Source organism: Pseudomonas nicosulfuronedens (assembly GCF_005877905.1).
Taxonomy (GTDB): Bacteria; Pseudomonadota; Gammaproteobacteria; order Pseudomonadales; family Pseudomonadaceae; genus Pseudomonas; species Pseudomonas nicosulfuronedens.
On the sequence record NZ_SWDV01000044.1, the window covers coordinates 21,318 to 46,622 of the forward strand.

Here is a 25,305-nt window from a genome sequence, read left to right on the forward strand (position 1 = left end):
GATACCCATCAGACCTGTGCTCAGTCGCGATGGGTATCGCAGGCTCCACCCATCCTGCAAAAGCCCCGTACCCAGGAAGTCTCCATGATTGAACTGATCCTCGGCGGCGCCCGCTCGGGCAAGAGCCGCCTGGCCGAGCACCTGGCGTTGCAAAGCGGCCTGCCGGTCACCTACGTCGCCACGGCCCAGGCCGGCGACGGCGAGATGTCCACGCGCATTCTCCAGCACCGTGAGCGCCGCCCGGAGCATTGGGGCCTGGTGGAAGAGCCGCTGGCCCTGGCCGAGGTGCTGGAGCGCCTGGCCGCACCGCAGCATTGCGTGCTGGTGGACTGCCTGACCTTGTGGGTCACCAATCTACTGATCCATGAAGACGGCTGGCGCCTGCGCGGCGAGATCGATGCGCTGCTGGAAACGCTGCCGCAACTGCCGGGGCGAATCATCCTGGTCAGCAACGAAACCGGGCTGGGGGTGGTGCCGATGGGCGAACTCAGCCGCCGATATGTCGACGAGGCCGGCTGGCTGCACCAGTCCCTGGCCGAGGTCAGCGAGCGCGTGGTGTTCACCGTCGCCGGCCTGCCCATGGTGTTGAAGGGGGAAGCGTTATGAGTCTGCAATGGTGGCTGCAAGGCACCCAGCCGATCGACCGCGTGGCACAAGGCAAGGCCGCTGCGCGCCAGGACCAACTGACCAAGCCGCGCGGTGCGCTGGGCCGGCTGGAGGATGAGACCATCCGTCTCGCCGGCCTGCAGGGCCGCGAAAGGCCAAGTCTGGAGCATATCTGGATCGCCCTGTTCGCCGGTGACCATGGCGTGGTCGCCGAAGGTGTGTCGGCTTATCCGCAAGCAGTGACCGTCGAGATGCTGCGCAACTTCGTGCGTGGCGGTGCAGCAATCAGCGTGCTGGCTCGCGATCTCGATGCGCGCCTGGAGGTGATCGACCTGGGTACCGCCACTCCGCTGGAGCCGCTACCGGGTGTACTGCATGTGATGGTTGGTGCCGGCACCGCGAACTTCACGAAAGAGCCGGCGATGACCGCTGCGCAGTGCCTGATCGCTCTGGAAGCCGGCCGCGAATCCGTGCGCCGTGCGCAGCAGGCCGGTGCGGAGCTGTTCATTGGCGGTGAAATGGGGATCGGCAATACCAGTTCGGCGGCGGCGCTGGCCTGCGCCCTGCTGGACGAACCGGCGCAGGCACTGGTTGGCCCCGGCACCGGGCTGGATTCGCAGGGCGTCGCACGCAAGGTCGAAGTGATCGACCGTGCGTTGGCGCTGCACCGCGCGAATTGCGACGAGCCCTTCGAGGCGCTGTGCCGCCTCGGCGGTTTCGAGATCGCTGCTCTGGTGGGCGCCTATCTCGCCTGCGCGCAGAAAGGCATTCCGGTGCTGGTGGACGGCTTCATCTGCACCACCGCCGCTCTGTGCGCCACGCACCTGAATCCGGGCTGTCGCGATTGGCTGCTGTTCGCCCACGCTGGCGCTGAGCCGGGGCACAACCGAGTGCTGGCCGCGCTCAACGCCGAGCCCTTGCTGGACCTTGGGCTGCGCCTGGGCGAGGGCAGCGGCGCAGCGCTGGCGGTGCCGTTGCTGCGCCAGGCGTGCCGGTTGCACAGCGGCATGGCGACCTTCGCCGAGGCAGCGGTGTCGGACCGCCCGGCATGACATTGCGCCTGGAGTTGTTGCGCCATGGCGAGACCGAACTTGGCGGTGGCTTTCGCGGGCGCCTGGATGATGCGCTGACCGAAACCGGCTGGGCGCAGATGCGTGGCGCACTGGGGGATGAGTGCCGCTGGTCGGCGCTGGTCAGCTCGCCATTGCAACGTTGCGCGGCTTTCGCCGAGGAGTTGGCGGCGCGGCACGGCCTGCCGTTGGGCTTCGAACCGGGCCTGCAGGAGCTGGATTTCGGCCAGTGGGAAGGCCTTTTGCCAGCTAAGCTGATGGAGACGGACGCGGAAGCGCTCGGGCGTTTCTGGAACGATCCCTACGCCTGCCCGCCGCCCGGTGGCGAGGCCATGGGTGACTTCGAATCGCGCGTCTTCGCAGCGCTGGAGCGCCTCTACCAGGCCCATGTCGGATCGTCCGTGCTGGTCGTCACCCACGGTGGTGTGATGCGCCTGCTCGGCGCGCTGGCCAGCGGCCTGCCGGCGAAGCGTCTGCTGGAGGTGGCGGTGGCCCATGGCGAATGCATGGCGCTGGACGTGACTCGCGAGGGCGACGGCTGGCGTATCCACAAGGCAAGCAATTGATGAACACTCCGCACCCGGACCGCAAGCAAGAGCAAGAGCCACCCCAGCCCGCCGAGCAGAGCGGGGCGGACGCGCACGCGGCACCGCTCAGCGACTGGCTGTTGCCGTTGGTGGCATTGCAGTTCCTCACCCGCTTGCCGGTGACTCTGGGGCACATGCCGACGCCGCAACAGTTCGGCCGCGCCACGCTGTACTACCCCCTCGTGGGGCTGCTGATCGGTGCCGTGCTGTTTGCCATGGGGGAGTTACTCAGTGGCGTACATCTGTTGTTGCAAGCGGCACTGATCCTGCTGGTGTGGGTGGCCTTCACGGGCGCGCTGCACCTCGACGGCCTGGCCGACACGGCGGATGCCTGGATCGGCGGCCTGGGGGATCGCGAACGTACGCTGGCGATCATGAAGGACCCGCGCTGCGGTCCGGCGGCGGTGGTCGCGCTGGTGCTGTTGCTGTTGCTGAAGTTTGCGGCGATCACCGCCATCCTCGGCAATCAGCAACACTGGGGTTTGCTGCTGGCGCCCTGGTTGGGGCGTTGCGCACTGCCTCTGCTGTTCTTCACCACCGACTATGCGCGCAAGGGCGGACTGGGTCAGGCGCTGGCCGATCACCTGCCGCGCGGTGCAATGCCGTGGATGCTCGCGGCCAATGCCGCGCTGATGGTGCTGGTGGGCCTGACCGGCCTGCTGGCGCTGGTGGTCGCGTTGGCTGTGTTCGTCTGGCTGCGCAGCCGTTTCATCGCCCGCCTGGGCGGTACCACCGGGGATACCGCCGGGGCGATGCTGGAGATGATCGAGTGCGCCGTGCTGGTGGCTTTGGCGCTCTGACAGGTGAGCGTGGCCTGCCTGAGTCTGTAGGAGCGAGCTTGCTCGCGAACGGGTTTCCCGGCTGCGAGGCTGTCGTGCGGTTCGCGAGCAAGCTCGCTCCTACAAAAAAGCGCTGACCACCCTTGCATCCGGATGGGAACCCCGTAGGGCGAATAACCTGGAACAGGTTATCCGCCGGCCCTTTAGCGGCGGATAATGCTGACGCGTTATGCGCCCTACAACGGGAGCGGTATCGGTGGGGTCGTAGGATGGCGTGGAGCGCAGCGATACCCATGCTGCCGGTGTGCGGGATTGATGGGTATCGCTGCGCTCCACGCCATCCTACCGATAGCGGCAGGATCGAGTTTTCGTCTGTCGATCAGTCGAAGGCGAAATGCTCCGTCTTCAACCCCATGATCGACCGTACTGGCTTGGCCATCGCTGACGCATGCCCCTTGGCGCGTGGCAGCAGACGGGCGAAGTAGAAGTCGCTGGTAGCGATCTTGGCCTTGTAGAAGTCGCTCGACTCGCTGCCGCCCTGGCGCAGTCGCTTGCGTGCGGCGGCTTCCTGCAATGCCCAGGAATACGCCAGCGCGGCGTACCCGGAGAACATCAGGTAATCGTGGCTGGCGGTGCTTACCAGGTCCCGCTGTTTGCGGGCGGTCAGGGCAATGCGCAGGGTCAGCAGGTTCCACTGTGCGCAGAGCCTGAGCAGTGTGAGCGCGCGCCCGCGCATGGCCGGTTCCTGCTTGAGCAGGTCGACGGCGAACTTCGCCACCTGCCGGGTGAAGTCGCGCACGGCCTTGCCCTGGGTCATCAGCAGCACCTTGCGGCCGAGCAGGTCCAGCGCCTGGATGCCGGTGGTGCCTTCGTAGAGCGTGGCGATCCGCGCGTCGCGGACGATCTGCTCCATACCGTGTTCCTTGATGTAGCCGTGGCCGCCGAACACCTGCATGCCCAGGTTGGCGCTCTCCAGGCCCAGTTCGGTCAGGCAGCCCTTGAGGATCGGGGTGAGGAAGCCGAGCTTGTCATCCCAGCGGTCGTACTCGGCGTTGTCGTTGGTCAGCAGGCCCTGGATCATCTTGTCGGCGTACTGGGTCGCCAGGTAGATCAGCGCGCGGCCGCCTTCGGCCACGGCCTTCTGGGTCAGCAGCATGCGGCGCACGTCGCCATGGTGCATCAGGGTGTCAGCGATCTCGCCCGGCTCCTTGGTGCCGGAGAGGGCGCGCATGGAACGGCGCTCACGGGCATAGGCGAGTGCGCCCTGGTAGGCGAGTTCGGCGGTGGCGACGCCCTGGATGGCGGTGCCGATGCGGGCGCTGTTCATGAAGGTGAACATGCACTCCAGGCCCTTGTTCGGCTCGCCGATCAGGTAGCCGGTGGCGCCGTCGAAGTTCATCACGCAGGTGGCCGAGGCCTTGATGCCCATCTTCTTTTCCAGCGCGCCACAGGTCACACCGTTGCGCAGGCCGAGGGTATTGCCTGCCCCCGGCAGGAATTTCGGCACGATGAACAGCGAGATGCCACGTGTGCCCTTGGGCGCATCGGGCAGGCGGGCGAGGACGATGTGCACGATGTTCTCGGTGAGGTCGTGCTCGCCGGAGGAGATGAAGATCTTGGTGCCGGTGATCGCGTAGCTACCGTCGGCGTTGGTTTCGGCGCGGGTCTTAACCTGGCCCAGGTCGGTGCCGCACTGCGGCTCGGTCAGGCACATGGTGCCGCCCCAGCGGCCTTCGGTGAGCGGGGTGAGGTAGGTCTGTTTCTGTTCCTCGGTGCCATGCTGCATGACGGTGTTCATCGCGCCCAGCGACAGCCCCGGGTACATCGAGAACGGCCAGTTGGCAGTGCCCATCATCTCCTGCTTGAGCGCGCCCAGGCTCATCGGCAGGCCCTGGCCACCGTATTCGATCGGATGCGACAGGCCCTGCCAGCCGCCGGCGACGTAGGCGTCGTAGGCTTCCTTGAAACCCTTGGGCGTGCGCACTTCGCCGTTCTCCAGGTGGCAGCCTTCCTCGTCGCCACTGTGGTAGAGCGGGGCGATCACTTCCTCGCAGAGCTTCGCGCATTCACCGAGGATGGCGTCGACCATGTCCGGCGTGGCTTCGCCGCCGTTCACCAGATTCTGGTAATGGGTGGGGAAATCGAAGACTTCGTTGAGCAGGAAGCGGGTGTCGCGCAGCGGGGCTTTGTAGACGGGCATCGGGGACCTCGGACCGTGATGCGCCCCGTCGAAAGCGCGGGGCTGGGTGGCCGCAGTTATACGGCCGGTGCGCGCTGGTGCCCTTGGCTGCGCCAACGCCTCGCGCTGGCAGATGGGACAATCGGTCGCGCCGGCCATTGACCGAATTGCGAATGCGGGTATATACATGCATTTATGCTGACCACCCAATGCCTCTGCACCAAACTGCGCCGCTCGGCCCGCGCCGTGACCCGCGTCTATGACGATGCCCTGAAGGACGTCGGGTTGACCACTGCGCAGTTTTCCCTGCTGCGGCACCTGTCGCGACTGGAGCAGCCGAGCATCTCCGACCTGGCCGATGCCATGGGCCTGGATCGCAGCACGCTGGGGCGCAACCTCAAGCCGCTGGAAGCCGATGGCCTGGTGAAGCTCGAAGAGGGTGAGGATCAGCGCAACCGTATCGTGGTCCTGACTCCGGCCGGACTCGAGCGCATCGTGCGTGGTCGCGATGCCTGGGATGCGGCGCAGCAAGATGTGGCTTCGCACTTGGGCGATGAAAAGCGCCGTCAGCTGGAAGCCTTGTTGGATGAACTGGCCGCGCTGGAGAGCTAGCGGCGGCCTGCGTGCACTGTGGAACAATGATTAAAAGCGGGTATATACCCGTGTAGGAGCAACTGATGTCGAAGCTGTCGCGCACAGGGTTCTGGATACTGCTATCCGGCGCCCTGATCCTCGCCCTGTCCCTGGGCATCCGCCACGGCTTCGGCCTGTTCCTGGCGCCGATGAGCGCCGAATTCGGCTGGGGGCGCGAGACCTTCGCCTTCGCCATTGCCCTGCAGAACCTGATCTGGGGCATCGCCCAGCCCTTCACCGGCGCCATTGCCGACCGCTTCGGCGCGATGCGCACGGTGGTGGTTGGCGGCATCCTCTACGCCACCGGTCTCGTGCTGATGGGCTATTCCGACTCGGCCTTCAGCCTGTCGATGAGTGCGGGCCTGTTGATTGGTGTCGGCCTGTCCGGTACGTCGTTCTCGGTTATCCTCGGCGCGGTTGGCCGCGCGGTGCCGCTGGAGCGGCGCAGCATGGCGATGGGCATCTCGGCGGCAGCGGGTTCCTTCGGTCAGTTCGCCATGCTGCCGGGCACGCTCGGGCTGATCGGCTGGCTGGGCTGGTCCGCTGCGCTGCTGGCGCTGGGCCTGCTGGTGGCCTTCATCGTGCCGCTGGCGGTGCTGATGAAGGACAAGCCGCTGCCGACGCAGGGCCACGAGCAAACCTTGGGCGAGGCGCTGCGCGAGGCGGCCGGGCATTCCGGCTTCTGGCTGCTGTCCCTGGGCTTTTTCGTCTGTGGCTTCCAGGTGGTGTTCATCGGCGTGCACCTGCCGGCCTACCTGGTGGACCGCCATTTGCCCGCCACCGTCGGCACCACGGTGCTGGCGCTGGTAGGTCTGTTCAACGTCTTTGGCACCTACATTGCCGGCTGGCTGGGCGGGCGGATGAGCAAGCCCAGGCTGCTCACCGGCCTGTACCTGTTGCGCGCAGTGGTGATCGTCGCCTTCATCTGGTCGCCGTTGAGCGTCTGGACGGCGTACGCCTTCGGTATCGCCATGGGCTTGCTGTGGCTGTCCACCGTGCCGCTGACCAACGGCACAGTCGCGACCCTGTTCGGCGTGCGCAACCTGTCGATGCTCGGTGGCATCACCTTCCTGTTCCACCAGATCGGCGCCTTCCTCGGCGGCTGGCTGGGCGGTTACGTGTATGACCACACCGGCAACTACGACCTCGTCTGGCAGGTTTCCATCCTCCTCAGCCTGCTGGCCGGTCTGCTCAACTGGCCGGTGCGCGAGCGCCCGGTCGAGCGTGCCGCGTTGGGGGCGGCGTGAAGCGCCCACTGGTGATCGCTCTGGTGCTGGGACTTGGCCTGGCGGTGGCTGGTATTGCGTGGTGGGGCTGGCAGCGCGGCGGTCTTGCGCTGATGCAGCTGGGCATGGGCAGTTGCTGATGCATGGCGCGCGGGGTAGCGTGGCGGGATAACCCGAGGATCACTGCCATGCGCCTTTCCCTGCTCGCCCTGTCTCTGTTGTTGTCCCTGGCCGCGCAGGCCGCCGACTGCCCGGCGCTGCTCAAGACCCAGGGTGAATTGCCCAAGTTGCGCTCCAAGGATGTGCTCGACCTTTGCGAGCTCTATGCCGGCAAGCCCTTGCTGGTGGTGAATACCGCCAGCCATTGCGGCTTCACTCCGCAGTTCAAGGGCCTCGAAGCTGTCTACCAGAAGTACAAGGGACAGGGCCTGGAAGTGCTCGGCGTACCCTCTGATGACTTCAAGCAGGAGGATGCCGATGCCGCCGAAACCGCGAAGATCTGCTACGGCAACTATGGCGTGACCTTCAACATGACCTCGGTGCAGCACGTCAGCGGCGACGAGGCGATTCCGCTGTTCAAGGACCTTGCCCAGCAGGCCGACCAGGTGCCGCGCTGGAACTTCTTCAAGTACGTGGTGGACCGCCAGGGCAAGGTGGTGGCGGAGTTCTCCAGCCTGACCAAGCCGGATGATCCGGAGCTGCAGGCGGCCATCGAAAAGGCTATCGCCAGCCAACCCTGAGACTCGGGGAATCACGATGAAGCCGGGCCGATGCCCGGCTTTTTTGTGCGCCAGCGCAGGCGGAGGGGAAATTTCCTGTTACAGGTTTAGCCATGGAATGCGACAATTCGCGCCCGGCGGCATGGCAATTGGCCGCTGATGTCATGGATACGATTCAGGAGATTCACCCTATGGATGGCAAAGCCCTCTTCCTGGCTGCCTTGCTCGCACAGGCCATCGCCGCCCCGGCGTTCGCCGCTCCCGCTACCGCCAATCAGAGCGAAGCCCCCGCGGCTGCCGCTGCTCCCGTTCCCGCCGCCGAGTCGGACGAGGAGATGTCGCCCGAGACCTTCGTCGCCAGCCTGCACTTCCAGAAGGGCAAGGTGGTGGTCGGCGATAACCTCGCGACTTTCGATCTGCCGGAGAACTTCGTCTTCCTCGACGGCAAGGATGCCGAGCGCGTGCTGGAAGCCTGGGGCAACCCGCCCTCCGATCCACCGCTGGGCATGCTGATGCCGGCCGGCGTTTCGCCGTTCGCTGCCGAGTCCTGGGCGGTGACCGTGCAGTATGAGGAGAGCGGCTACGTCTCCGACGAGGACGCGGCAAAGATCGACTACGCGGAAATGCTCAAGGACATGCAGGACGACCTCAAGGAAGCCAACCCGCAGCGTGAGCAGCAGGGCTTCGAGTCGATCCAGCTGATCGGCTGGGCCGCGCCTCCGCGCTATGACGCGGCGGAGAAGAAGCTGTACTGGGCCAAGGAGCTGCAGTTCGGCGACGCCAAGGAGCACACGCTGAACTACAACATCCGCGCGCTGGGCCGCAAAGGCGTGCTGGTGCTGAACTTCGTCGCGGGTATGGAGCAGTTGCCGGAGATCGAGAAGAACGTCAGCAAGGTGCTGGCGATGACCGAGTTCAACCCGGGCAACCGCTATGTCGACTTCAATCCCAGCGTCGACAAGGTCGCCGCCTATGGCCTGGGTGCGCTGATCGCCGGCAAGGTCGCCGCCAAGGTCGGCCTGTTCGCGACCCTGCTGGTGCTGCTGAAGAAGCTGTGGATCGTCCCGGCCCTGGCTATTGGCTGGATCGCCCGTCGCTTCAAGCGCAAGCCGTCGAGCGAAGGCTGATTCGTTTTTGTAGGACCGAGGGGGACGCCTAGTCCTTGCTCGCGAACCGCTTGATGCCGGAGCCGCCTGGAACTCTGTTCGCGAGCAAGCTCGCTCCTACAAAGTCAGGGGCACGTATCGCGCGAAAATGAAAAAGCCGGGCAATTGCCCGGCTTTTTCGTTTGCGCTGAAGGATCAGCCTTTCTCGCCCTGAACGGCCTTGCCGTTCACGGTGCCTTCCTTGAGCATGATCTGGTATTCCTTGCCGTCGGACTCCTGCTGGTACAGGCGCACGAGGAGGAAATCCCAATCCTTGGCGAACCAGAGGATGGTCTTGCGGTTGCTCTTGGTGGGATCGCGCACGCGCTCCACCTTGATGGCGGTGATCAGGCCGGCCTGGGTGCGGACCTTCTCCTCGCCGAGCACGCGGAAGTCGTAGGTATCGGTGTCGGTACCCTCGATCACCTGGTAGCTCATGGCCTTCTTGCCGACGGCCACGTCATGCTGCAGCGCGAGCTGGTAGGTGGACTTGTCCAGCTGGCCCTTGTTCAGCGGCTGGCGCACCTGGTCGCCACGGTCGCTGCCCAGCACCTGCTTCTCGGCCCAGTCGAAATCGAGCTCGGTCTGCTTGTTCTTGCCCAGACCTTCTCGGGCCCAACGGTAGGTCAGCGGCAGGTAGGTGTCGTTCTCGACCTTGAACGTGCTGTTTTCGGTCAGGCTGGCGAGCAGCATGGAGGCCTTGAAGTTCAGCTCCCAGCGGCCACCGTCGCCTTGCTTGAGGCTGCGGGAGGCCGTACCGCTGATGGGCATCTGTTTCCAGTCGGCGGTGTAGCTGGCGTCGAACGGTTCCAGCTCATAAGCCTGGGCCGGCAAGGTCAGCACGGCCATCAGGAATAACAGAGCTCTACGCATCGCGAATCTCCTAGGTTCGGTACGAATGGCCGGATGCGGGCAGAAGCTCCCCATCCAGCGTGGCGCCTTGTTCACCCAGCCGCACTCGGCCTTCGGCAAACCAGCGCATGGCCAGCGGATAGATCACATGTTCCTGCACGTGAACGCGCTGCGCCAGCGTTTCCGGCGTGTCGTCAGACTCTACCGGGATTGCCGCCTGTACGACCAGAGGACCGCCATCAAGTTCCTCGGTGACGAAGTGCACGCTGCAGCCGTGCTCGGCATCACCGGCCTCCAGCGCACGCTGGTGGGTGTGCAGGCCCTTGTACTTGGGCAGCAGGGACGGATGGATGTTCAGCAGGCGACCCTGGTAGTGACGCACGAAGTCCGCGCTGAGGATGCGCATGAAGCCGGCGAGCAGCACCAGGTCGGCGTTGAAGCCGTCGATGGCCTGGATCAGCGCGGCATCGAAGCTCTCGCGGTCGGCGTAGGACTTGTGGTCGAGGAAGCGAGTCTCGATGCCGGCCTGGCGCGCACGCTCCAGGCCGTAAGCGTCCGCGCGGTTGGAGATCACCGCACGGATCACTGCCGGCGTGTCAGCGCCGGCGAGACTGTCGATCAGGGCTTGCAGGTTGCTGCCGGAGCCGGAAATCAGCACCACGACATTGCAAGGTGTGGACATCAGTGGCCTTTCAGGTTGTTCAGGACCACGCGCTCGGCGTCGGCGGCGCAGGCGTCGATGCGGCCGATGACCCACGGCTGCTCGCCGGCGTCGCGAAGGGCCTTCAGGGAAGCCTCGACCTGATCCTGTGCAACGCAGATGACCATGCCCACGCCGCAGTTCAGCACGCGGTGCATCTCGGTCTCGTCGACGTTGCCTTTTTCCTGCAGCCAGTCGAAGACCGCCGGGCGCTGCCAGCTGGCCACGTCAACCACGGCCTGGGCGTTGTCCGGCAGGACGCGCGGGATGTTGTCCAGCAGGCCGCCGCCGGTGATGTGGGCCATGGCCTTGACCGCGGCGGTCTGCTTGATCAGCTGCAGCAGCGGCTTCACGTAGATGCGAGTCGGCGCCATCAGCAGGTCGGCCAGGGGCTGGCCGTTCAGTTGGGTGGCTTCGATGTCGGCACCGGAGACTTCGATGATCTTGCGGATCAGCGAGTAGCCGTTGGAGTGCGGGCCGGAAGAGGGCAGGGCGATCAGGGCGTCGCCGGCGACTACCTTCGAGCCGTCGATGATCTCGGACTTCTCCACCACGCCGACGCAGAAGCCGGCCAGGTCGTAGTCTTCGCCTTCGTACATGCCCGGCATCTCGGCGGTCTCGCCACCGACCAGGGAGCAGCCCGCCAGCTCGCAGCCGGCGCCGATGCCGGTGACCACGGTGGCAGCCACGTCGACATTGAGCTTGCCGGTGGCGTAGTAGTCGAGGAAGAACAGCGGCTCGGCGCCGCAGACCACCAGGTCGTTCACGCACATGGCGACCAGGTCCTGGCCGATGCTGTCGTGCTTGTTCAGGTTCAGCGCCAGGCGCAGCTTGGTGCCGACGCCGTCGGTGCCGGAGACCAGCACAGGCTGCTTGTAACCGGCCGGGATTTCGCACAGAGCGCCAAAGCCACCCAGGCCGCCCATGACTTCCGGACGTGCCGTGCGCTTGGCGACGCCTTTGATGCGTTCGACCAGGGCTTCGCCGGCGTCGATGTCCACACCGGCGTCCTTGTAGCTCAACGAGGGTTGCTTGTTGCTCATAAATCCAGGCCTATAGAAGGGATGATTCGTCTTGCCGCCGGGTGCGCCGTTCGCGCTTCCCGGCCTGCGCGGGAGGCGCGGGATTTTATCAGGCTTGCCCGGCAGCGGCCATCTCGCGCTGTTGCCGCTGGCCGGACGGCTGTTTAAGGTATAGGCCTTCCTTGCCAGCTCACTGCGTGCTGGCATCTTCGTTTTTGCCGCGAGAGCCCGCCATGCGCCTGACTGCCCGCCTGTTGATCCTCTGCCTGTCACTGTTCAGCCTGCCGTCCTTCGCTGAAACGCTGGGCAACCTGTACCAGGTGCACGAGCCGGTGGCCTCCCAGCAGCCGGACGAGCGCAACGCCGGCCTGACCCGCGCCCTGCAGACCCTGGTGCTGCGCCTGACCGGCAATGCCGGTGCTGCACAGAGTCCGGCCCTGGCCGGCTACTTCAAGGACCCGCAGCAGCTGATCAGCCAGTATGGCTTCGAGAACGGCCCGCCCATGGCGCTGGTCGTGGACTTCGATCCGACCGCCACCGACAACGCCCTGCGCCAGGCCGGCCTGCCGGTGTGGGGCGCCAGCCGTCCGAGCGTGCTGGCCTGGTGGCTGAACGAAAGCGCCAACGGCAGCAGCCTGGTAGGCGACAGTCAGGAAGCCTCCGCCCCGCTGAACCGCGCCGCCCAGCGTCGCGGCCTGCCGCTGCGCCTGCCGATGGCCGATCTCGGTGAACAGCAGGTTGGCACGCCCGAGAACCTCAACGCCGCCCAGCCCGATGCACTCAAAGCAGCCTCCGAGCGTTACGGCGCCGACGCCCTGCTGGCGGTGGACGCCAAGGAAGCCGACGGCAAGTGGACCGCCACCTGGCGCGTGTGGATGGGCGACAGCCGTGAACAGGGCCAGGCCCAGGGCGATACCCCGGACGCGCTGGCTGATGCGGTGATGCTTGGTGTGTCGCAACGCCTGTCGCAGCGTTTCGTCGGCTCGGCAGGCTCGGCTTCGGCCCAGGTCCTGCAGATCGAGGGCGCCGACCTGGCCCGCTACGCCGAAGTTTCGCGCCTGCTGGAGCCGATGGGTGCCAAGCTGGTGGAGGTCCAGGGGAACAAGCTCGTCTACCGCGTGACTGCCAGCACCGAGCAATTACGTGCGCAACTGGCACTGGCCCGACTGCAGGAGGCCCCGGCCGAACCGGCGCAACCGGCGGTCGACGCCAATGGCCAACCGGTACCGAGCGCGGCTGTGCCGACGCAGAACACGCTGCGCTTCCACTGGTGATGAGCACTCCGGGAGCGGGCAAAGTCCCGCTTCCCGGCGCCGGTGGCTCTGAGTCGCACGTGGTAGCTGCGTTATCCTTCTGATTTGGATAAACTTTCAGTCACCAAGGCCCACCCCAAGCGATTGAAGAAACGCCCGGCCCGGCATGACTCCTATGCAGCTCCCACTCAGCGTACGTCTGCGCGATGACGCAACGTTCGCCAACTACTACCCCGGTGCCAACGCCGCGGCGCTCGGCTATGTCGAGCGTCTGTGCGAGCCCGAGGCGGGGTGGACGGAAAGCCTGATCTACCTCTGGGGCGCCGAAGGCGTGGGCCGCAGCCACCTGCTGCAGGCTGCCTGCATTCGTTCCGAGCAACTGGGTGAGCCGTCCGTCTACCTGCCGATGGCGGACCTGGTGGCCTACGGCCCGGAAATCTTCGACAACCTCGAACAGCGTGAGCTGGTGTGCCTGGATGATCTCGACGCCCTGGCCGGCAAGCGCGAGTGGGAAGAGGCGCTGTTCCACCTGTTCAACCGTCTGCGCGATTCCGGTCGCAAGCTGCTGTTGTCGGCCTCGGTGTCGCCGCGCGAGCTGGGCGTGAAGCTGCCGGATCTGAAATCGCGCCTGACCCTCTCGCTGATCTTCCAGCTGCACCCGCTGACCGACGACGAGAAGCTGCGCGCCCTTCAGCTGCGCGCTTCGCGCCGTGGCCTGCACCTGACCGACGAAGTGGGGCGCTTCATCCTCACTCGCGGCGCGCGCAGCATGCAGTTCCTCTTCGATCTGCTGGACGAACTGGACAAGGCCTCGCTGCAAGCCCAGCGCAAGCTGACCATCCCCTTCCTCAAGGAAACCATGGGCTGGTAAGCCCCGGTTTCCCCGATTCCCGGTTTCCGATCAGGCGCTCGTCGCTTCCTGCTGTGGCTCCTGGCCTTCGCCAGCCAGCTTGCGGTCGTACTGGAAGCGCCAGCGCGTGTACATCAGCGCCGAACAGAACAGCGACACGCTGAGGATGATCTCCGCCCAGCCGAAGATGGCGTGGTTGGGATCGAAGGCGTTGAGCACGCCGAGGATGAAGTACAGGTTGATCACGTAGCACGCCCAGGCATGGCCACGGGCGCTGCCGATCAGGATGCCCGGTGCCACCACCAGCAGCGGCAGCAGCTTGAAGCCCAGGAACGCCCAGGGCACCCAGCGCGCGCCACCGTGGGCGTCGGCGAACAGCAGGTCCCAGATGACGATGAGCAGGATCAGCCCGATGAAGCTGCCGAGAGCGACCGCGCGGCTGGCGGCCAGCCGGGGCTTGAGCCATTCCATGGGCGGCAGCGGTTTGTTCTTGCGGGCCATTCAGCTCTCCAGTTTGCGGGCGACGTCGGCCAGGCGCTTTCCGAGCGCGCGGCACAGGGTGATCTCGTGTTCGTCCAGGCTGCGCTTGCCGTCGGCAGTGGCAAAGTGGCTGGCGCCATAGGGCGTGCCGCCGCCGCGGGTTTCCAGCAGGGCGGGCTCGCTGTAGGGGATGCCGGTGATGATCATGCCGTGGTGCAGCAGCGGCAGCATCATCGACAGCTGGGTGGTTTCCTGGCCGCCGTGCAGGCTGGCGGTGGAGGTGAAGACGGCGGCCGGCTTGCCGACCAGGCCACCGGTGAGCCACAGGCTGCTGGTGCCGTCGAGGAAGTACTTGAGCGGCGCGGCCATGTTGCCAAAGCGGGTCGGGCTGCCGAGGACCAGGCCGGAACAGTCCTTCAGGTCATCCAGGGTTGCATAGAGCGCGCCTTCAGCCGGGATGTCCGGGGCGACGGCCTCGCATTCGGTCGACACTGCGGGCACTGTGCGCACGCGCGCTTCCAGGCCGCCCGCCTCGACGCCGCGGGCAATCTGCCGCGCCATTTCGGCGGTGGCGCCGTGACGGCTGTAGTAGAGGACGAGGACGTAAGGCGCGCTCAAGGCAGGATCTCCAGTACTTTCTCCGGCGGACGGCCAATCACCGCCTTGTCGCCGACGATGACGATAGGGCGCTCGATCAGCTTGGGATGGCTGGCCATCGCCTCGATCAGTTGGTCATCGTCCAGTGCCGGGTTGGCCAGGTTCAGTTCCTTGTATTCGTCCTCGCCGGTGCGCAGCAGCTGGCGCGCGCCGATCCCGAGCTTACCCAGCAGCACCTTGAGTTCATTGGTGCTGGGAGGGGTTTCCAGATAGCGGATGATCTGGGGCTGGATGCCGCGTTCCTCGAGCAGTTCGAGGGCGCCACGGGATTTGGAGCAGCGCGGATTGTGGAAAATTGAAATGTGGCTCATGTGCCGGGACTCGCAAGGCCGATGAAGTGGCGGCTATTCTAACCGCCTCCTCGGACTGGACTGAACCGCTGTCGTTCGCCGCGATCTACGAGGACGGTTTTTTCAGTGCAGCCAAAGGACACTTCATGCACGAACGCTTGCAGGGCCTGGTCGAGTTCGGCCGCTATCTGGTCCAGCGCTTCCTGGCCGACAAGGCGCCCAACAGCGCCGCGGCCCTGACCTACACCACGCTGTTCGCGGTCGTCCCGATGATGACCGTGACCTTCGCCATGCTCTCGGCCGTCCCGGCCTTCGAGGGCATGGGCGAGCGCATCCAGCTGTTCATCTTCCGCAATTTCGTGCCCTCCACTGGCGAGGCGGTCGAAGCCTATCTGCGCAACTTCACCGTGCAGGCGCGGCACCTGACCTGGCTGGGCGTGGCGTTCCTGGCGGTCACCGCCTTCACCATGCTGGTGACCATCGAAAAGGCTTTCAACGCCATCTGGCGCGTGCGCCAGCCACGCCGGGGCGTAACGCGCTTCCTCCTGTACTGGGCGATTCTGAGCCTGGGCCCGCTGCTGCTGGGGACCGGCTTCGCGGTCTCCACCTACGTCACTTCGCTGTCGCTGCTCTCCGGTCCCCACGCGCTACCGGGGGCTGCCACACTGCTGAAGTTCATGCCGCTACTGTTCAGCATCGCTGCGTTCACCCTGATCTACGCGGCGGTTCCCAACGCACGGGTGCCGTTCCTGCATGCCCTGGCCGGCGGCGCCTTCACCGCGATCCTGTTCGAAGCGGCCAAGTCGCTGTTCGGCTTCTATGTCAGCTTCTTCCCCGGCTACAAACTGATTTACGGCGCTTTCGCCACGGTACCGCTGTTCCTGCTGTGGGTCTGGCTGTCCTGGCTCATCGTGCTGTTCGGGGCGGAGCTGGTTTGCAACCTGTCCTCGACCCGGCTCTGGCGGCATCGGGCGATGCCTCGCTTGCTGGTGGTACTGGGCGTGCTGAGGGTGTTCTTCGATCGCCAGCGCCATGGCCTGCCGACGCGCCTGGCGCATCTGCACCGCGCGGGCTGGCTGTTGCCGGAAGACGAGTGGGAAGAGGTGCTGGATTTCCTGGAGGGCGAGCAACTGGTCTGCCGCGCCGGTTCTACCACCGCGGCCTGGGTGCTGTGCCGAGACCTGGGTAGCTACAGCCTGCATCACCTGCTCAACCGCAGCCCGTGGCCGTTGCCTTGCCTGGAGGCGCTACCGGCGCAGCTGGACGAGCCCTGGTATCCGGAATTGCGTGAGACGCTGGCGCGCTATCAGGCGGATCGGCAGGAGCTGTTTGGCGAGAGTCTGGCGAAATGGTTGAAGCCGTCACATTCCGAGTGACGCAAAACGTCAGTTTGCGGCGAATCTGATTCTGTTGCGGCTTTGTACCACTTCAGAAATGCGCCAATTCTCGCTATTTCAGAATTGGCACAGTTCTGGCTATGGAGGTTTCAGGACACAGGAGTCCTTCAGAAGTTCCTCCAAGGCCAGCGAATCCATGAAAAAAGACCAGAACAACGTAGTGCACCTGCATCAGCGCGATCTGTCGAGCGCCCTGGAGCGGTTGAATAGAATCACTGGTCTGCAGTTCAGCAGCTGGCCTGAGTCGCTCCTGCCTTCTGTCTCGCAGGAAGCTGCCGAACCCGCCGCGGTCGAGCCGTCGGACGACGATACCCTGGTGCGCCAGCTGGGCTGAATCGTCAGAGGCTGGTGGCTACCGGGCGCGTTGCGCCGGCCTGCTGTTCCACCGCCTGCATGAAGACCTCTTCGGCTATGACCCGCGACAGGGGTATGGCCGTGCGCAGCTTGATCTGCGCATCCTCGATCCGCTGGGAAAACGCCAGGCGCGCCACGCCTGACAGCAGGATGCGGCTCTGCTTGTTGACCGTGCCATGGTCAATCACCACTTCCCGGCTGCGCTCGCCATCGCGGTAGCTGAGCAGCAGCGTCACCGGCAGTTCTGCCACCCCGGGCAAATGCAGCCAGACCGCGACATTGAAGTCGGCCAGTCGCCCCCCGTTGGCCGCATTGGCCGGCCGTGCGCTGGCGACAATATGGCAGGGAACCTTGCTGACAAGCTGGTCTGTAGGCTGCATCGGGCTGTCCTGTCGATGGAGGCTGGCGTACATGGCGCCAGTCGCATTCTGAAGGCCGCTGAGTAATCGGCGAGCGAGAGTCGTCCCGAGAGTCAGAACGAACGTTCGAATTATAGGGACAGGGTTCCCAGGCATTCCGGGCCTACTGCCGATCTTGCCTGTGACATCCCTCCCAAAATCGACAATCAGGCCAGGCGCAGTGGGTGGCGAGCTACCAATGACGTGCTGAGGTTGGCTGCGGGCAACGGCAGGATGGTCTGGTTGTCGAAGCTGGCCAGTTGCAACCAGAGGTTCTCGCCTTCGACGAAGTTGCCCTGGGGTACCCAGAGTCCGTGGTACCAGCCGTTGCCGGGTTCCGGAGTGCTTTGCAGGACGCCAGGGTGACGCTGGGCGTCAGGTGCGCGACGCAGCCAGACTGGCCGGGGAAGCCCTTTGAGATAGCGCAGGCCAAGATGTAGCCCATCGCCGTTGAGGTGCCGCCAGCGCACCACGGCGAGGGTGGGGGTGCCAGCGTTGCCAGGGATCAGCAGCAACTGACCGACGGGGAATTGCCCGGCCTGCTGGCCCGGACACAGAATGCGCGCGCCGCCGGCGCTGGCGTCCATCAGCATCGCTTCCCGGCAGGGGCTGGCGGAGCTGTCGAGCAGGTGCTGCTGAATGGCTGCCAGGCCGACCACCAGGCGGCAAGTGCCGCTCTGTTCGGCTCGCTCGTGGCGGCGCGCCTGGTGCCCGAGCCAATGGTGACGGACACGCTCCAGCAGCGCGCCCTGGTCCAGACGGCGCAGCGGCGCCGGGTCGTGCAGGGCAATCAGCAGGGCGCCCAGTTCCAGTCGGCGCAATTGTTCGGCCGGAGCATCCGTCGCTCGCTCGGCGGCAAGGCAGGGCTCGTCCGAACCCAGGTCCACGACAAAGCCTTCCTGTTCCTCGTCGTCCCAGGGCAGCAGGCGTCCCAGGGTGGCCAGCGGCGCCAGGGCGGTAAACAGCTGAGGCGCTTCGCCCTCGGTCAGGTGGAACGGGTTGCTCAGGGCCAGCAGCAGTATCTGCTGGTACAGGCCACGCAAGGTGCCGGCCGGAATAGGGTCGAAAGCCGCCGCCACCGGCTCGTCCAGGCACTCCTGGTGTTCGCCGATCCAGTACAGCAGGTGGCTATCGCGCCACAGGCTGCCTGGTGGCTGCTGGTACTGCTGATAGTGACGTAGCAGGGCCTGGGCGAGGAAGTGCTGGGCCATGTACAGGCACCAGGCCATGTGGGGCCGCGACGGCTTGCGACCGTGCAGGATCTGCAGCAGCAGACGCTTGAAGCCGGCGGCCAGTTCGCTGCAGAAGTGCACGAAGAGCGCCGGCGGGGTCTTTTCCTGGCGGATCAGCCGTTCGTAATGCCGGTATTCTTCGCTGAGGCTTTGCAGGGCGCGTTGTCTTTCCAGTAAGGTCAGCGCGCATCGGTTGAGGCGGAACAGCGTGCCCAGGGCCTTCTGCAAACCTTCCTGCAGGGGCTGCTGTCGCGATTCCTGGAGCCTGACCGCCAGATTGCTCATTGCCTCGGCATCTTCTTCGAGGATGTCCGGCACCTCCAGGCGCAGGGCATCGAGCATCATGACCACCCCGCATACACGAGGATTGAAGGCATGGGAGTGCGGCTCCGTATTGTGATGGGCTTGATGGCCGGCCTGATCCTGGCCGGCTGCTCGGCGGACTATGGCACCGATCAGCATGGACAGAAAGTACCCGCTGCGAGTTTAGATGGCCAGTGGCTAGTCATTAATTACTGGGCGGAGTGGTGTGCACCCTGCCGCAAGGAAATTCCCGAGCTGAATCACCTGGCGGAGGAGGGCAAGTCGAAGGGCTTCCGGGTGCTGGGGGTAAACTTCGATGGACTGCGCGACGCAGACCTGGCGAAGGCATCTCAGGCTCTCGGTGTGCAATACACCGTACTGGCCGACGACCCGGCTCCGCGCTACAGCCTGCCGCGCAGCGAAGCGTTGCCTGTCACTTATATCGTCGACCCTGAGGGCAAGCTGCGCGAGCAGTTGCTCGGTGAGCAGACCGCCACCGGCCTGCAAGCGCGCCTGAGCGCATTGCGCGAGGAGAAGCAGTGATGGCGAGGATCTGTCTGCACGGTTACATCAGCGGCAAGGTACAGGGCGTCTATTACCGCCAGAGCACCCAGGAGCAGGCCGAACGCCTGGACATCGATGGCTGGATTCGCAACCTCGAGGACGAGCGCGTCGAACTGTTGATCGAAGGTGAGGAAGACGCGGTGCGCGAGCTGGAGAAGTGGCTGGCGCGCGGCCCGGTGAAGGCCAAGGTAGCGGCGGTGGAGCTGAAGCCGATGACACCCCAGGGCATCACCGGCTTCATCGTTCGTCGCTAGGCGTCAGTTGCTGACGCCGGGGTCCGCTGCCAGGCGACCGGCGTCGGTCATCAGGCTGTGGAGGAACTCCTTCTGCAGCTCCGGATCGTTGCGGGTCAGCTCGATCAGGCTCTGTTCCAGTTCGCTCGCTTCCTCTTCCAGACCAAGGTCGGAAAGGCGTTTGACCCGGTGTACCCAGTGGTGCACGTCGTCACCTTCCAGGTCGTCGTAGATCAGCGCGTGGGCTTCCTGCAGCTTGCCGCGCAGGGAACGGCTGACCAGGAGGCTGGCGTCGGCACGGGTGTCGTCCGAAGGGTCCTGGACGCTGAACTGCAGGCGGCCAATGCGGCTGACTTCATCGTCGCTGAAGGGACCTTCAAGCAGGTTCAGGCGCAGTACACCGTGGCGGTCAGTGAGCAGCTCCTGGGAGTTCTTGCCGGCAGTGACGGTCACCGGGCGCTCCGACCAAGGCAGGCTGGAGTACTCGGTGCGCTTGTCGCGCTGCTTCTCGTCGATCGAGGCCAGGTTCTGCTCGGCGCGGCCGTTGGACTCGACGTTCATGAACGGGTTCATGCCGTCGATGCCGTAGCGGATCCAGCCGCGGGTAATGCTTTCGGGCAGATTGCCCAGGGCGAACACGTTGACCACATTGGCGCCGATACCGCCGACGAAGGCCACGACGCCCAGCGGCATTTCGTACACCTTGCGCCAGCCCTGGTAGGGCGTGTAGCGGTCGTAGCGCCGGGTGACCTCGAACTCGGTGACTTCGAAGGTCTTCTGTTCCTGCACGCGGATGCGGCGCTGCGGCAGTTCCAGGGTGCCCGGCGTGCCCACGTCGATCTGCAGGCTGTGGTCGAGCAGTTTGCGCTCGACACGCTCTTCATGCTCGCTGCGTTGCGGCAGTTGGTTGGCGCAGCCGCTCAGCAGGAGGCTGCCGCACAGGGCGGCAGCCGCGAGGCTTGTGGTACTTCCGGTGGACATCGCTCTGCTCAGTTGCGGATCTTGGCCGTGATGAAGGCTTGCAGGTCGGACAGGGCGACAGGCTGCGACTCGGCGTCACGGCGGCCCTTGTACTCCAGGGTGCCTTCGTCCAGGCCGCGCTCGCTGACGACGATGCGGTGCGGGATGCCGATCAGCTCCATGTCGGCGAACTTAACGCCGGGGCTGGTCTTCTTGTCGCGGTCGTCCAGCAGCACTTCGAAGCCGGCGGCGGTGAGGTCCGCGTAGAGCTTGTCGGTGGCGGCGCGCACGGCTTCGTTCTCGTACTTCATCGGCACGATGGCGATCTGGAAGGGCGCCAGGGCGGCCGGCCAGAGAATGCCGCGGTCGTCGTAGTTCTGCTCGATGGCGGCGGCGACCACGCGGGACACGCCGATGCCGTAGCAACCCATGATCAGGGTGACCGGCTTGCCGCTCTCGCCCAGTACGGAGAGCTTCATGGCTTCGCTGTACTTGGTGCCGAGCTGGAAGATGTGACCGACCTCGATGCCGCGACGGATGATCAGGGTGCCCTTGCCGTCCGGGCTCGGGTCGCCTTCGACGACGTTACGCAGGTCGGCGACTTCCGGTACCGGCAGGTCGCGCTCCCAGTTCACGCCGAAGTAGTGCTTATCGTCGACGTTGGCGCCGGCGGCGAAGTCGCTCATCAGCGCCACGGAGCGGTCGATGATGCACGGCAGCGGCAGGTTCAGCGGGCCGAGGGAGCCGGGAGCGGCGCCGATGGCGGCCTTGATGTCCGCTTCGCTGGCCATCTGCAGAGGGGCGGCTACTAGCGGGTGGTTGCCGGCCTTGATCTCGTTGAGTTCGTGGTCGCCACGGACGATCAGGGCGATCAGCTTGCCTTCCTCGGCGGCGTGTACCACCAGGGTCTTGATGGTCTTCTCGATCGGCAGGCCGAACTTCTCCACCAGGGCGGCGATGGTCTTGGTCTCGGGGGTGTCGACCAGGCGCAGTTCTTCGCTGGCGGCGCCACGAGTGCTTTCGCGGGGCAGGGCCTCGGCCTTCTCGATGTTGGCGGCGTAGTCGGTGGATTCGCCGAAGACGATGTCATCCTCACCGGAGCCGGCCAGCACATGGAATTCGTGGGAGCCGCTGCCGCCGATGGAGCCGTTGTCGGCCTGTACGGCGCGGAAGTCCAGGCCCAGGCGAGTGAAAATCTTGCTGTAGGCCTGGTACATCACGTCGTAGGTTGCCTGCAGCGAGTCCTGGCTGGCATGGAAGGAGTAGGAGTCCTTCATGATGAACTCGCGACCGCGCATCAGGCCGAAGCGCGGACGGATCTCGTCACGGAACTTGGTCTGGATCTGGTACATGTTGATCGGCAGCTGCTTGTAGCTGTTCAGTTCGTTGCGCGCGAGGTCGGTGATCACTTCCTCGTGGGTCGGGCCGACGCAGAAGTCGCGGTCATGGCGATCCTTCAGGCGCAGCAGCTCGGGGCCGTACTGCTGCCAGCGGCCGGATTCCTGCCACAGTTCGGCGGGCTGGATGGCGGGCATCAGCACTTCCAGGGCGCCGGCGGCGTTCATCTCTTCGCGAACGATGGTCTCCACCTTGCGCAGTACCCGCAGACCCATTGGCAGCCAGGTGTAGAGACCGGACGCCAGCTTGCGGATCATGCCGGCGCGCAGCATCAGCTGATGGCTGATGACGACCGCATCGGAAGGGGTTTCTTTCAGGGTGGACAGCAGGTACTGACTGGTACGCATCTTTGGCCGTTTTGTCGGTTGCGAAGGGAGATATAGGCTGGGCATTGTACGGTGCAGGTCTGGCTGCGTACAGGGCGCGGCGGGCGGAGACGGAGGAGTGGCGTGAGTCGTTTGAATGCAGCCCAGGTACAGGCGTTCATCCGCGCGGGATTACCCATGGCGGACGACATGGATTTACGCATCGATGCACTGGAAGGGCGCAGTGCCTTCGTGCGAGTTCCTTTCCACGACCGGATGGTTCGCCCAGGCGGAACGGTATCCGGCCCCACCATCATGTCGCTGGCAGACGCGGCGATGTACGCGGTGATCCTGGCGCAGCTGGATAACGTCGAGATGGCCGTTACTTCCAATCTCAATATCAACTTTCTCAGCAAGCCGAAGCCGGAAGACCTGTTGGCGGAAGCGAAGATATTGAAGCTGGGGCGTCGGCAGGTGGTTTGCGAAGTAGCTGTCTACTCGGTCAGCAATCCGCAAGAGTTGGTTGCCCATGTAACGGGCACCTATGTATTGCCGATGTAACAGATACGTTCGAAGTTGTAGGTAAGTTGCAATAAAAAGCCCGGCAGAAGCCGGGCTTTTTAGTTACCTGCAGTTCGTTCTGGATTACAGAACGGACAGCGGGTAGTCGATGATCAGGCGGAACTCATCGACGTTGCCTTCAGCCTGGTCGGCGTTGGCGCGGTGCCAAGCCTGACGAGCACGGAAGGACAGGTCTTTTGCCGGGCCGCTCTGGATGACGTATTTGGCTTCCAGGTTGGTCTCACGGTGTTTGCCGTCCGGACCATAGCCGTAGTTGGCGTAGGGGCTGTTCGGATCGATCTTGTCGCCGTCGATGTCCTTACCGTAGATGTAACGGCCCATGAAGGTCAGGCCCGGAACACCGTACTCGGCCATGTTCAGGTCGTAACGGCCTTGGATGGATTTTTCACCCGGGCCGTTGAAGTCGGAGTACTGAACGGAGTTGGCGAGGAAGATCGAGTCGCCGCCAGCGTTGTTGTCGCCGATACCGATGTAGTCGAACGGAGTGTTGCCGTTCACTTTCTGGAAGGCGAGGGTCAGGGTGTGCGCGCTGATGGTGTAAGCAGCGGCCAGCGAGAAGGTGTTGTTGCTGATGTCGCCGAGTTTGGCGGAACCTTCGTCGCGGGTGTTGTAGTAGTTGAAGTCCAGGCCGAGGGACTGATTGTCAGCGATCGGCAGGGTGTAGTTCAGGTTGACGTAGTACTGGTCCCACAGGTCTTCGACCTTGGCGCCGTACAGCGAAGCGGAGAGTTGGTCGCTGATGGCGTACTTGCCGCCCACGAAGTCAGCGCTGTTGGCGGTAACGCCACCGTACTGGGACCAGATCTCACCGTCACGGTTGGTGGTGTCCTGACCGGTACCGGAGTAGAAGTGACCGCCTTCCAGGTCCAGGCCGTCGATTTCGCTGCTCATCAGGCTGAAGCCGCTGGCGGTTTGCGGCAGCAGGCGGGTACCGCCTACAGCGAACACCGGAGCGGTGGGCTGCATGTCGCCGAATTTCAGCTCGGTCTTGGAGATGCGGATCTTGACAGCTGCGCCGGCTTTGCCGAAGTCGTCAGCCTTGTCGCCGTCATCGTGAACCGGCAGGTTGCCAGTGCTGCCGTAGCCGCTGCCACCGTCGAGTTTCAGACCCAGGTAGCCGAAGGCGTCAACGCCGAAACCCACGGTGCCTTGGGTGAAGCCGGAGTTGTAATTGGCCCAGAAACCCTGGGTCCAGTCACGGGCGTCGGTGGCGCCGTCTTTCTTGTTGCGATTGAAGTAGTAGTTGCGAACCAGGAAGTTCAGGCTGCTGTCTTCGACAAAGCCCTTGGCGTCAGCCTGATTGCCTACGAAGGGTTCGGCCATTGCCAGTTGTGTGCTGCCTGCAGATACCGCCAGGGCGATGGCGCTCCACTTCATCACTTTCATTGTGATTGCTCCTTTGGTTTTGAAATTATTTGCCATCACTAATGCCGCGGTGACGGCTCTTTCTTTTTTGTCGGCGCTAACTTATAGCACGCGTGTTCAGTTGGCGATAGTTGCCCAAATGAACACACAAAATCTTTACGGGACTGTCGCAAAGCTGCATGACGCATGTCGCATTCAAGCAGTTCTCATGTTGCAAAAAGAGATTGCCCCCTGATTGCTTCAATGATGCTTCAGTCCTTGTGGCTCTCTATTCCATTGACCACTTCTTTAGTTCTCCCGCCTCCGCGTCCACTTCTCCAAATGGGGTGGCCGTCGGTGCGCTGTCCTTGCCTCTAGCAACAACCGTGCACAAACGCCCGGAGCTGCCTTCACAGTGCTCGTCTTGCGACGTGTTGACGCATTTCACGGCTTCTGTTGAGGATTTGCAACAAGGGCGAGCGGTGATGTCGTTTTCGGGCATGCCGTAGTTGTGGCGGTTGAATCGATTTTTCGCCGCCATTTGCGTGGAATCACGTGCGAATTCCTGCACGCACCTGCTGTCGGGATATGCCCATTCGCGTCACGCCCCATGCTGGTGCGGGGGCTGGAATGTGCTGCTTCAGCGCGGGGCGTCGATCGGGCGTGTTCGCCCACGGGGCTCTCTAGTATCCTTCGCGCCCTTCGGCTCCCTCCGGGAGCTAGGCTCAAAACAAGGTTCGTCGAACAGGAGAGGTCTTATGTTCGCCCTGGATTCCCGTCTCCAGCAGGACACTATCGTGGTGGGTGATTTCCCCCTGAGCAGTCTGCTGCTGATGAACGACTCGCAGTATCCGTGGTTCATCCTGGTCCCGCGTCGCGAAGACGTCAGTGAAATCTTCCAGCTGGACGCAGCAGACCAGCAACAGTTGTGGCGCGAGGCCACACAGTTGGCCGAAGTGCTCAAGGACACCTTCGATGCGGACAAGATGAATGTGGCCAATCTCGGCAACGTCGTCAGCCAGTTGCATATGCACGTTATCGTGCGCAAGCAGGATGACGCGGCCTGGCCGGGGCCGGTTTGGGGCAAGCACCCGGCCGTTCCTTATATAAAGGAAGAGCTGGCGCGGGTGCGTGAGAAACTGCGCATGGCGCTGGGCGATGGCTTTCGCTTCAGTCAGGAGTAAATG

General features: G+C 64.4%; 29 protein-coding genes. 17 read left to right on the forward strand and 12 right to left on the reverse strand.

The window, feature by feature from the left end:
- The first annotated feature begins 84 nt into the window (after positions 1-84).
- From cobU to FAS41_RS26295, 4 genes are all read left to right on the forward strand, one after another.
- Positions 85-606, forward strand: a complete 522-nt coding sequence (gene cobU, locus FAS41_RS26280) for a bifunctional adenosylcobinamide kinase/adenosylcobinamide-phosphate guanylyltransferase (RefSeq protein ID WP_138526289.1) — start codon at positions 85-87, stop codon at positions 604-606.
- On the forward strand, positions 603-1,658 hold the full coding sequence (cobT, locus tag FAS41_RS26285; protein WP_138526290.1) for a nicotinate-nucleotide--dimethylbenzimidazole phosphoribosyltransferase: 1,056 nt from the start codon (positions 603-605) through the stop codon (positions 1,656-1,658). The genes cobU and cobT overlap by 4 nt, the downstream gene beginning before the upstream one ends.
- Complete coding sequence (gene cobC, locus FAS41_RS26290; protein WP_138526291.1) at positions 1,655-2,242, forward strand: alpha-ribazole phosphatase family protein; 588 nt, start codon at positions 1,655-1,657, stop codon at positions 2,240-2,242. Before cobT ends, cobC begins: the two co-directional genes overlap by 4 nt.
- A 98-nt stretch (positions 2,243-2,340) precedes the next feature.
- On the forward strand, positions 2,341-3,063 hold the full coding sequence (locus FAS41_RS26295) for an adenosylcobinamide-GDP ribazoletransferase (protein ID WP_138526317.1): 723 nt from the start codon (positions 2,341-2,343) through the stop codon (positions 3,061-3,063).
- A 358-nt stretch (positions 3,064-3,421) separates the two neighbouring features.
- Here FAS41_RS26295 and FAS41_RS26300 read toward each other — a convergent pair whose 3' ends face one another.
- Complete coding sequence (locus FAS41_RS26300) at positions 3,422-5,242, reverse strand: acyl-CoA dehydrogenase C-terminal domain-containing protein (protein ID WP_138526292.1); 1,821 nt, start codon at positions 5,240-5,242, stop codon at positions 3,422-3,424.
- A gap of 174 nt (positions 5,243-5,416) precedes the next feature.
- On the opposite strand from FAS41_RS26300, the gene FAS41_RS26305 reads away from it, so the two are divergent.
- From FAS41_RS26305 to FAS41_RS26320, 5 genes are all read left to right on the forward strand, one after another.
- Complete coding sequence (locus FAS41_RS26305) at positions 5,417-5,833, forward strand: MarR family winged helix-turn-helix transcriptional regulator (RefSeq protein WP_138526293.1); 417 nt, start codon at positions 5,417-5,419, stop codon at positions 5,831-5,833.
- A gap of 74 nt (positions 5,834-5,907) precedes the next feature.
- A complete protein-coding gene (locus tag FAS41_RS26310) occupies positions 5,908-7,101 on the forward strand; it encodes an MFS transporter (RefSeq protein ID WP_138526318.1) in 1,194 nt (397 codons plus the stop codon).
- Entirely contained in the window at positions 7,098-7,220 is a 123-nt protein-coding gene (locus FAS41_RS31340) for a hypothetical protein (RefSeq protein ID WP_280055972.1), read from the forward strand. The genes FAS41_RS26310 and FAS41_RS31340 overlap by 4 nt, the downstream gene beginning before the upstream one ends.
- Positions 7,221-7,268: 48 nt before the next feature.
- Positions 7,269-7,820: a glutathione peroxidase gene (locus FAS41_RS26315; protein ID WP_138526294.1), complete on the forward strand. Its 552-nt coding sequence runs from the start codon at positions 7,269-7,271 to the stop codon at positions 7,818-7,820.
- Positions 7,821-7,990: 170 nt separating this feature from the next.
- Complete coding sequence (locus FAS41_RS26320; protein ID WP_138526295.1) at positions 7,991-8,926, forward strand: DUF2167 domain-containing protein; 936 nt, start codon at positions 7,991-7,993, stop codon at positions 8,924-8,926.
- 174 nt (positions 8,927-9,100) lie between these two features.
- Here FAS41_RS26320 and FAS41_RS26325 read toward each other — a convergent pair whose 3' ends face one another.
- Genes FAS41_RS26325 through purM form a run of 3 tightly spaced genes read right to left on the reverse strand, consistent with a single transcriptional unit; the run spans position 9,101 to position 11,539 of the window.
- Entirely contained in the window at positions 9,101-9,817 is a 717-nt protein-coding gene (locus tag FAS41_RS26325) for a DUF3108 domain-containing protein (RefSeq protein WP_138526296.1), read from the reverse strand.
- 10 nt (positions 9,818-9,827) lie between these two features.
- Positions 9,828-10,478, reverse strand: coding sequence for a phosphoribosylglycinamide formyltransferase (purN, locus tag FAS41_RS26330; RefSeq protein ID WP_138526297.1), 651 nt, complete (start codon positions 10,476-10,478; stop codon positions 9,828-9,830).
- Positions 10,478-11,539, reverse strand: coding sequence for a phosphoribosylformylglycinamidine cyclo-ligase (purM, locus tag FAS41_RS26335; RefSeq protein WP_138526298.1), 1,062 nt, complete (start codon positions 11,537-11,539; stop codon positions 10,478-10,480). Before purM ends, purN begins: the two co-directional genes overlap by 1 nt.
- Before the next feature lie 212 nt (positions 11,540-11,751).
- Here purM and FAS41_RS26345 point away from each other — a divergent pair, with 212 nt between their 5' ends.
- Together FAS41_RS26345 and hda are read left to right on the forward strand one after the other, a co-directional pair.
- Entirely contained in the window at positions 11,752-12,792 is a 1,041-nt protein-coding gene (locus FAS41_RS26345; RefSeq protein WP_138526299.1) for a DUF2066 domain-containing protein, read from the forward strand.
- A gap of 145 nt (positions 12,793-12,937) precedes the next feature.
- Positions 12,938-13,642: a DnaA regulatory inactivator Hda gene (hda, locus tag FAS41_RS26350; protein ID WP_024764559.1), complete on the forward strand. Its 705-nt coding sequence runs from the start codon at positions 12,938-12,940 to the stop codon at positions 13,640-13,642.
- 30 nt (positions 13,643-13,672) lie between these two features.
- Here hda and FAS41_RS26355 read toward each other — a convergent pair whose 3' ends face one another.
- The 3 genes from FAS41_RS26355 to arsC are packed head-to-tail and all read right to left on the reverse strand — an operon-like array spanning position 13,673 to position 15,069.
- On the reverse strand, positions 13,673-14,122 hold the full coding sequence (locus FAS41_RS26355) for a DUF2069 domain-containing protein (protein WP_138526300.1): 450 nt from the start codon (positions 14,120-14,122) through the stop codon (positions 13,673-13,675).
- A complete protein-coding gene (gene wrbA / locus FAS41_RS26360; protein WP_138526301.1) occupies positions 14,123-14,719 on the reverse strand; it encodes an NAD(P)H:quinone oxidoreductase in 597 nt (198 codons plus the stop codon). It lies immediately after the preceding gene.
- Entirely contained in the window at positions 14,716-15,069 is a 354-nt protein-coding gene (gene arsC / locus FAS41_RS26365) for an arsenate reductase (glutaredoxin) (RefSeq protein WP_138526302.1), read from the reverse strand. Before arsC ends, wrbA begins: the two co-directional genes overlap by 4 nt.
- A gap of 125 nt (positions 15,070-15,194) precedes the next feature.
- Between arsC and FAS41_RS26370 the strand changes: the two genes are divergently transcribed.
- Positions 15,195-16,424: a YihY family inner membrane protein gene (locus FAS41_RS26370; RefSeq protein WP_138526303.1), complete on the forward strand. Its 1,230-nt coding sequence runs from the start codon at positions 15,195-15,197 to the stop codon at positions 16,422-16,424.
- Positions 16,425-16,581: 157 nt separating this feature from the next.
- A complete protein-coding gene (locus tag FAS41_RS26375) occupies positions 16,582-16,779 on the forward strand; it encodes a hypothetical protein (RefSeq protein ID WP_138526304.1) in 198 nt (65 codons plus the stop codon).
- A 4-nt stretch (positions 16,780-16,783) separates the two neighbouring features.
- On the opposite strand, the gene FAS41_RS26380 is transcribed toward FAS41_RS26375, so the two are convergent.
- On the reverse strand, positions 16,784-17,179 hold the full coding sequence (locus FAS41_RS26380) for a hypothetical protein (protein WP_138526319.1): 396 nt from the start codon (positions 17,177-17,179) through the stop codon (positions 16,784-16,786).
- Between the two features lie 185 nt (positions 17,180-17,364).
- Entirely contained in the window at positions 17,365-18,774 is a 1,410-nt protein-coding gene (locus FAS41_RS26385) for a PilZ domain-containing protein (RefSeq protein ID WP_138526305.1), read from the reverse strand.
- A 30-nt stretch (positions 18,775-18,804) separates the two neighbouring features.
- Here FAS41_RS26385 and FAS41_RS26390 point away from each other — a divergent pair, with 30 nt between their 5' ends.
- Together FAS41_RS26390 and FAS41_RS26395 are read left to right on the forward strand one after the other, a co-directional pair.
- Positions 18,805-19,275, forward strand: a complete 471-nt coding sequence (locus FAS41_RS26390) for a TlpA disulfide reductase family protein (RefSeq protein ID WP_138526306.1) — start codon at positions 18,805-18,807, stop codon at positions 19,273-19,275.
- Positions 19,275-19,550 carry an acylphosphatase gene (locus FAS41_RS26395; RefSeq protein WP_138526307.1) on the forward strand — a complete coding sequence of 92 codons (276 nt, stop codon included), beginning with the start codon at positions 19,275-19,277 and terminating at the stop codon, positions 19,548-19,550. The genes FAS41_RS26390 and FAS41_RS26395 overlap by 1 nt, the downstream gene beginning before the upstream one ends.
- Positions 19,551-19,553: 3 nt before the next feature.
- Here FAS41_RS26395 and FAS41_RS26400 read toward each other — a convergent pair whose 3' ends face one another.
- Both FAS41_RS26400 and FAS41_RS26405 read right to left on the reverse strand, forming a co-directional pair.
- A complete protein-coding gene (locus FAS41_RS26400; RefSeq protein ID WP_138526308.1) occupies positions 19,554-20,510 on the reverse strand; it encodes a YceB family lipoprotein in 957 nt (318 codons plus the stop codon).
- Positions 20,511-20,518: 8 nt separating this feature from the next.
- Positions 20,519-22,234, reverse strand: a complete 1,716-nt coding sequence (locus tag FAS41_RS26405; protein ID WP_138526309.1) for a proline--tRNA ligase — start codon at positions 22,232-22,234, stop codon at positions 20,519-20,521.
- A gap of 111 nt (positions 22,235-22,345) precedes the next feature.
- Between FAS41_RS26405 and FAS41_RS26410 the strand changes: the two genes are divergently transcribed.
- Positions 22,346-22,753 (forward strand): PaaI family thioesterase, encoded by a 408-nt coding sequence (locus FAS41_RS26410; protein ID WP_138526320.1) that lies wholly within the window; start codon positions 22,346-22,348, stop codon positions 22,751-22,753.
- Positions 22,754-22,837: 84 nt separating this feature from the next.
- Here FAS41_RS26410 and FAS41_RS26415 read toward each other — a convergent pair whose 3' ends face one another.
- Positions 22,838-24,160, reverse strand: a complete 1,323-nt coding sequence (locus FAS41_RS26415) for an OprD family porin (RefSeq protein WP_138526310.1) — start codon at positions 24,158-24,160, stop codon at positions 22,838-22,840.
- Between the two features lie 716 nt (positions 24,161-24,876).
- On the opposite strand from FAS41_RS26415, the gene FAS41_RS26420 reads away from it, so the two are divergent.
- A complete protein-coding gene (locus tag FAS41_RS26420) occupies positions 24,877-25,302 on the forward strand; it encodes an HIT family protein (RefSeq protein WP_138526311.1) in 426 nt (141 codons plus the stop codon).
- Positions 25,303-25,305 lie beyond the last annotated feature (3 nt).

Excerpts from the sequence above, each read along its gene's own strand:
- cobU (WP_138526289.1), top strand. The coding sequence starts at position 85 with ATGATTGAACTGATCCTCGGCGGCGCCCGCTCGGGCAAGAGCCGCCTG.
- cobT (WP_138526290.1), top strand. The coding sequence starts at position 603 with ATGAGTCTGCAATGGTGGCTGCAAGGCACCCAGCCGATCGACCGCGTG.
- cobC (WP_138526291.1), top strand. The coding sequence starts at position 1,655 with ATGACATTGCGCCTGGAGTTGTTGCGCCATGGCGAGACCGAACTTGGC.
- FAS41_RS26300 (WP_138526292.1), bottom strand. The coding sequence starts at position 5,242 with ATGCCCGTCTACAAAGCCCCGCTGCGCGACACCCGCTTCCTGCTCAAC.
- FAS41_RS26305 (WP_138526293.1), top strand. The coding sequence starts at position 5,417 with ATGCTGACCACCCAATGCCTCTGCACCAAACTGCGCCGCTCGGCCCGC.
- FAS41_RS26315 (WP_138526294.1), top strand. The coding sequence starts at position 7,269 with ATGCGCCTTTCCCTGCTCGCCCTGTCTCTGTTGTTGTCCCTGGCCGCG.
- FAS41_RS26320 (WP_138526295.1), top strand. The coding sequence starts at position 7,991 with ATGGATGGCAAAGCCCTCTTCCTGGCTGCCTTGCTCGCACAGGCCATC.
- FAS41_RS26325 (WP_138526296.1), bottom strand. The coding sequence starts at position 9,817 with ATGCGTAGAGCTCTGTTATTCCTGATGGCCGTGCTGACCTTGCCGGCC.
- purN (WP_138526297.1), bottom strand. The coding sequence starts at position 10,478 with ATGTCCACACCTTGCAATGTCGTGGTGCTGATTTCCGGCTCCGGCAGC.
- purM (WP_138526298.1), bottom strand. The coding sequence starts at position 11,539 with ATGAGCAACAAGCAACCCTCGTTGAGCTACAAGGACGCCGGTGTGGAC.
- FAS41_RS26345 (WP_138526299.1), top strand. The coding sequence starts at position 11,752 with ATGCGCCTGACTGCCCGCCTGTTGATCCTCTGCCTGTCACTGTTCAGC.
- hda (WP_024764559.1), top strand. The coding sequence starts at position 12,938 with ATGACTCCTATGCAGCTCCCACTCAGCGTACGTCTGCGCGATGACGCA.
- FAS41_RS26355 (WP_138526300.1), bottom strand. The coding sequence starts at position 14,122 with ATGGCCCGCAAGAACAAACCGCTGCCGCCCATGGAATGGCTCAAGCCC.
- arsC (WP_138526302.1), bottom strand. The coding sequence starts at position 15,069 with ATGAGCCACATTTCAATTTTCCACAATCCGCGCTGCTCCAAATCCCGT.
- FAS41_RS26370 (WP_138526303.1), top strand. The coding sequence starts at position 15,195 with ATGCACGAACGCTTGCAGGGCCTGGTCGAGTTCGGCCGCTATCTGGTC.
- FAS41_RS26375 (WP_138526304.1), top strand. The coding sequence starts at position 16,582 with ATGAAAAAAGACCAGAACAACGTAGTGCACCTGCATCAGCGCGATCTG.
- FAS41_RS26380 (WP_138526319.1), bottom strand. The coding sequence starts at position 17,179 with ATGCAGCCTACAGACCAGCTTGTCAGCAAGGTTCCCTGCCATATTGTC.
- FAS41_RS26385 (WP_138526305.1), bottom strand. The coding sequence starts at position 18,774 with ATGATGCTCGATGCCCTGCGCCTGGAGGTGCCGGACATCCTCGAAGAA.
- FAS41_RS26390 (WP_138526306.1), top strand. The coding sequence starts at position 18,805 with ATGGGAGTGCGGCTCCGTATTGTGATGGGCTTGATGGCCGGCCTGATC.
- FAS41_RS26395 (WP_138526307.1), top strand. The coding sequence starts at position 19,275 with ATGGCGAGGATCTGTCTGCACGGTTACATCAGCGGCAAGGTACAGGGC.
- FAS41_RS26400 (WP_138526308.1), bottom strand. The coding sequence starts at position 20,510 with ATGTCCACCGGAAGTACCACAAGCCTCGCGGCTGCCGCCCTGTGCGGC.
- FAS41_RS26405 (WP_138526309.1), bottom strand. The coding sequence starts at position 22,234 with ATGCGTACCAGTCAGTACCTGCTGTCCACCCTGAAAGAAACCCCTTCC.
- FAS41_RS26415 (WP_138526310.1), bottom strand. The coding sequence starts at position 24,160 with ATGAAAGTGATGAAGTGGAGCGCCATCGCCCTGGCGGTATCTGCAGGC.
- FAS41_RS26420 (WP_138526311.1), top strand. The coding sequence starts at position 24,877 with ATGTTCGCCCTGGATTCCCGTCTCCAGCAGGACACTATCGTGGTGGGT.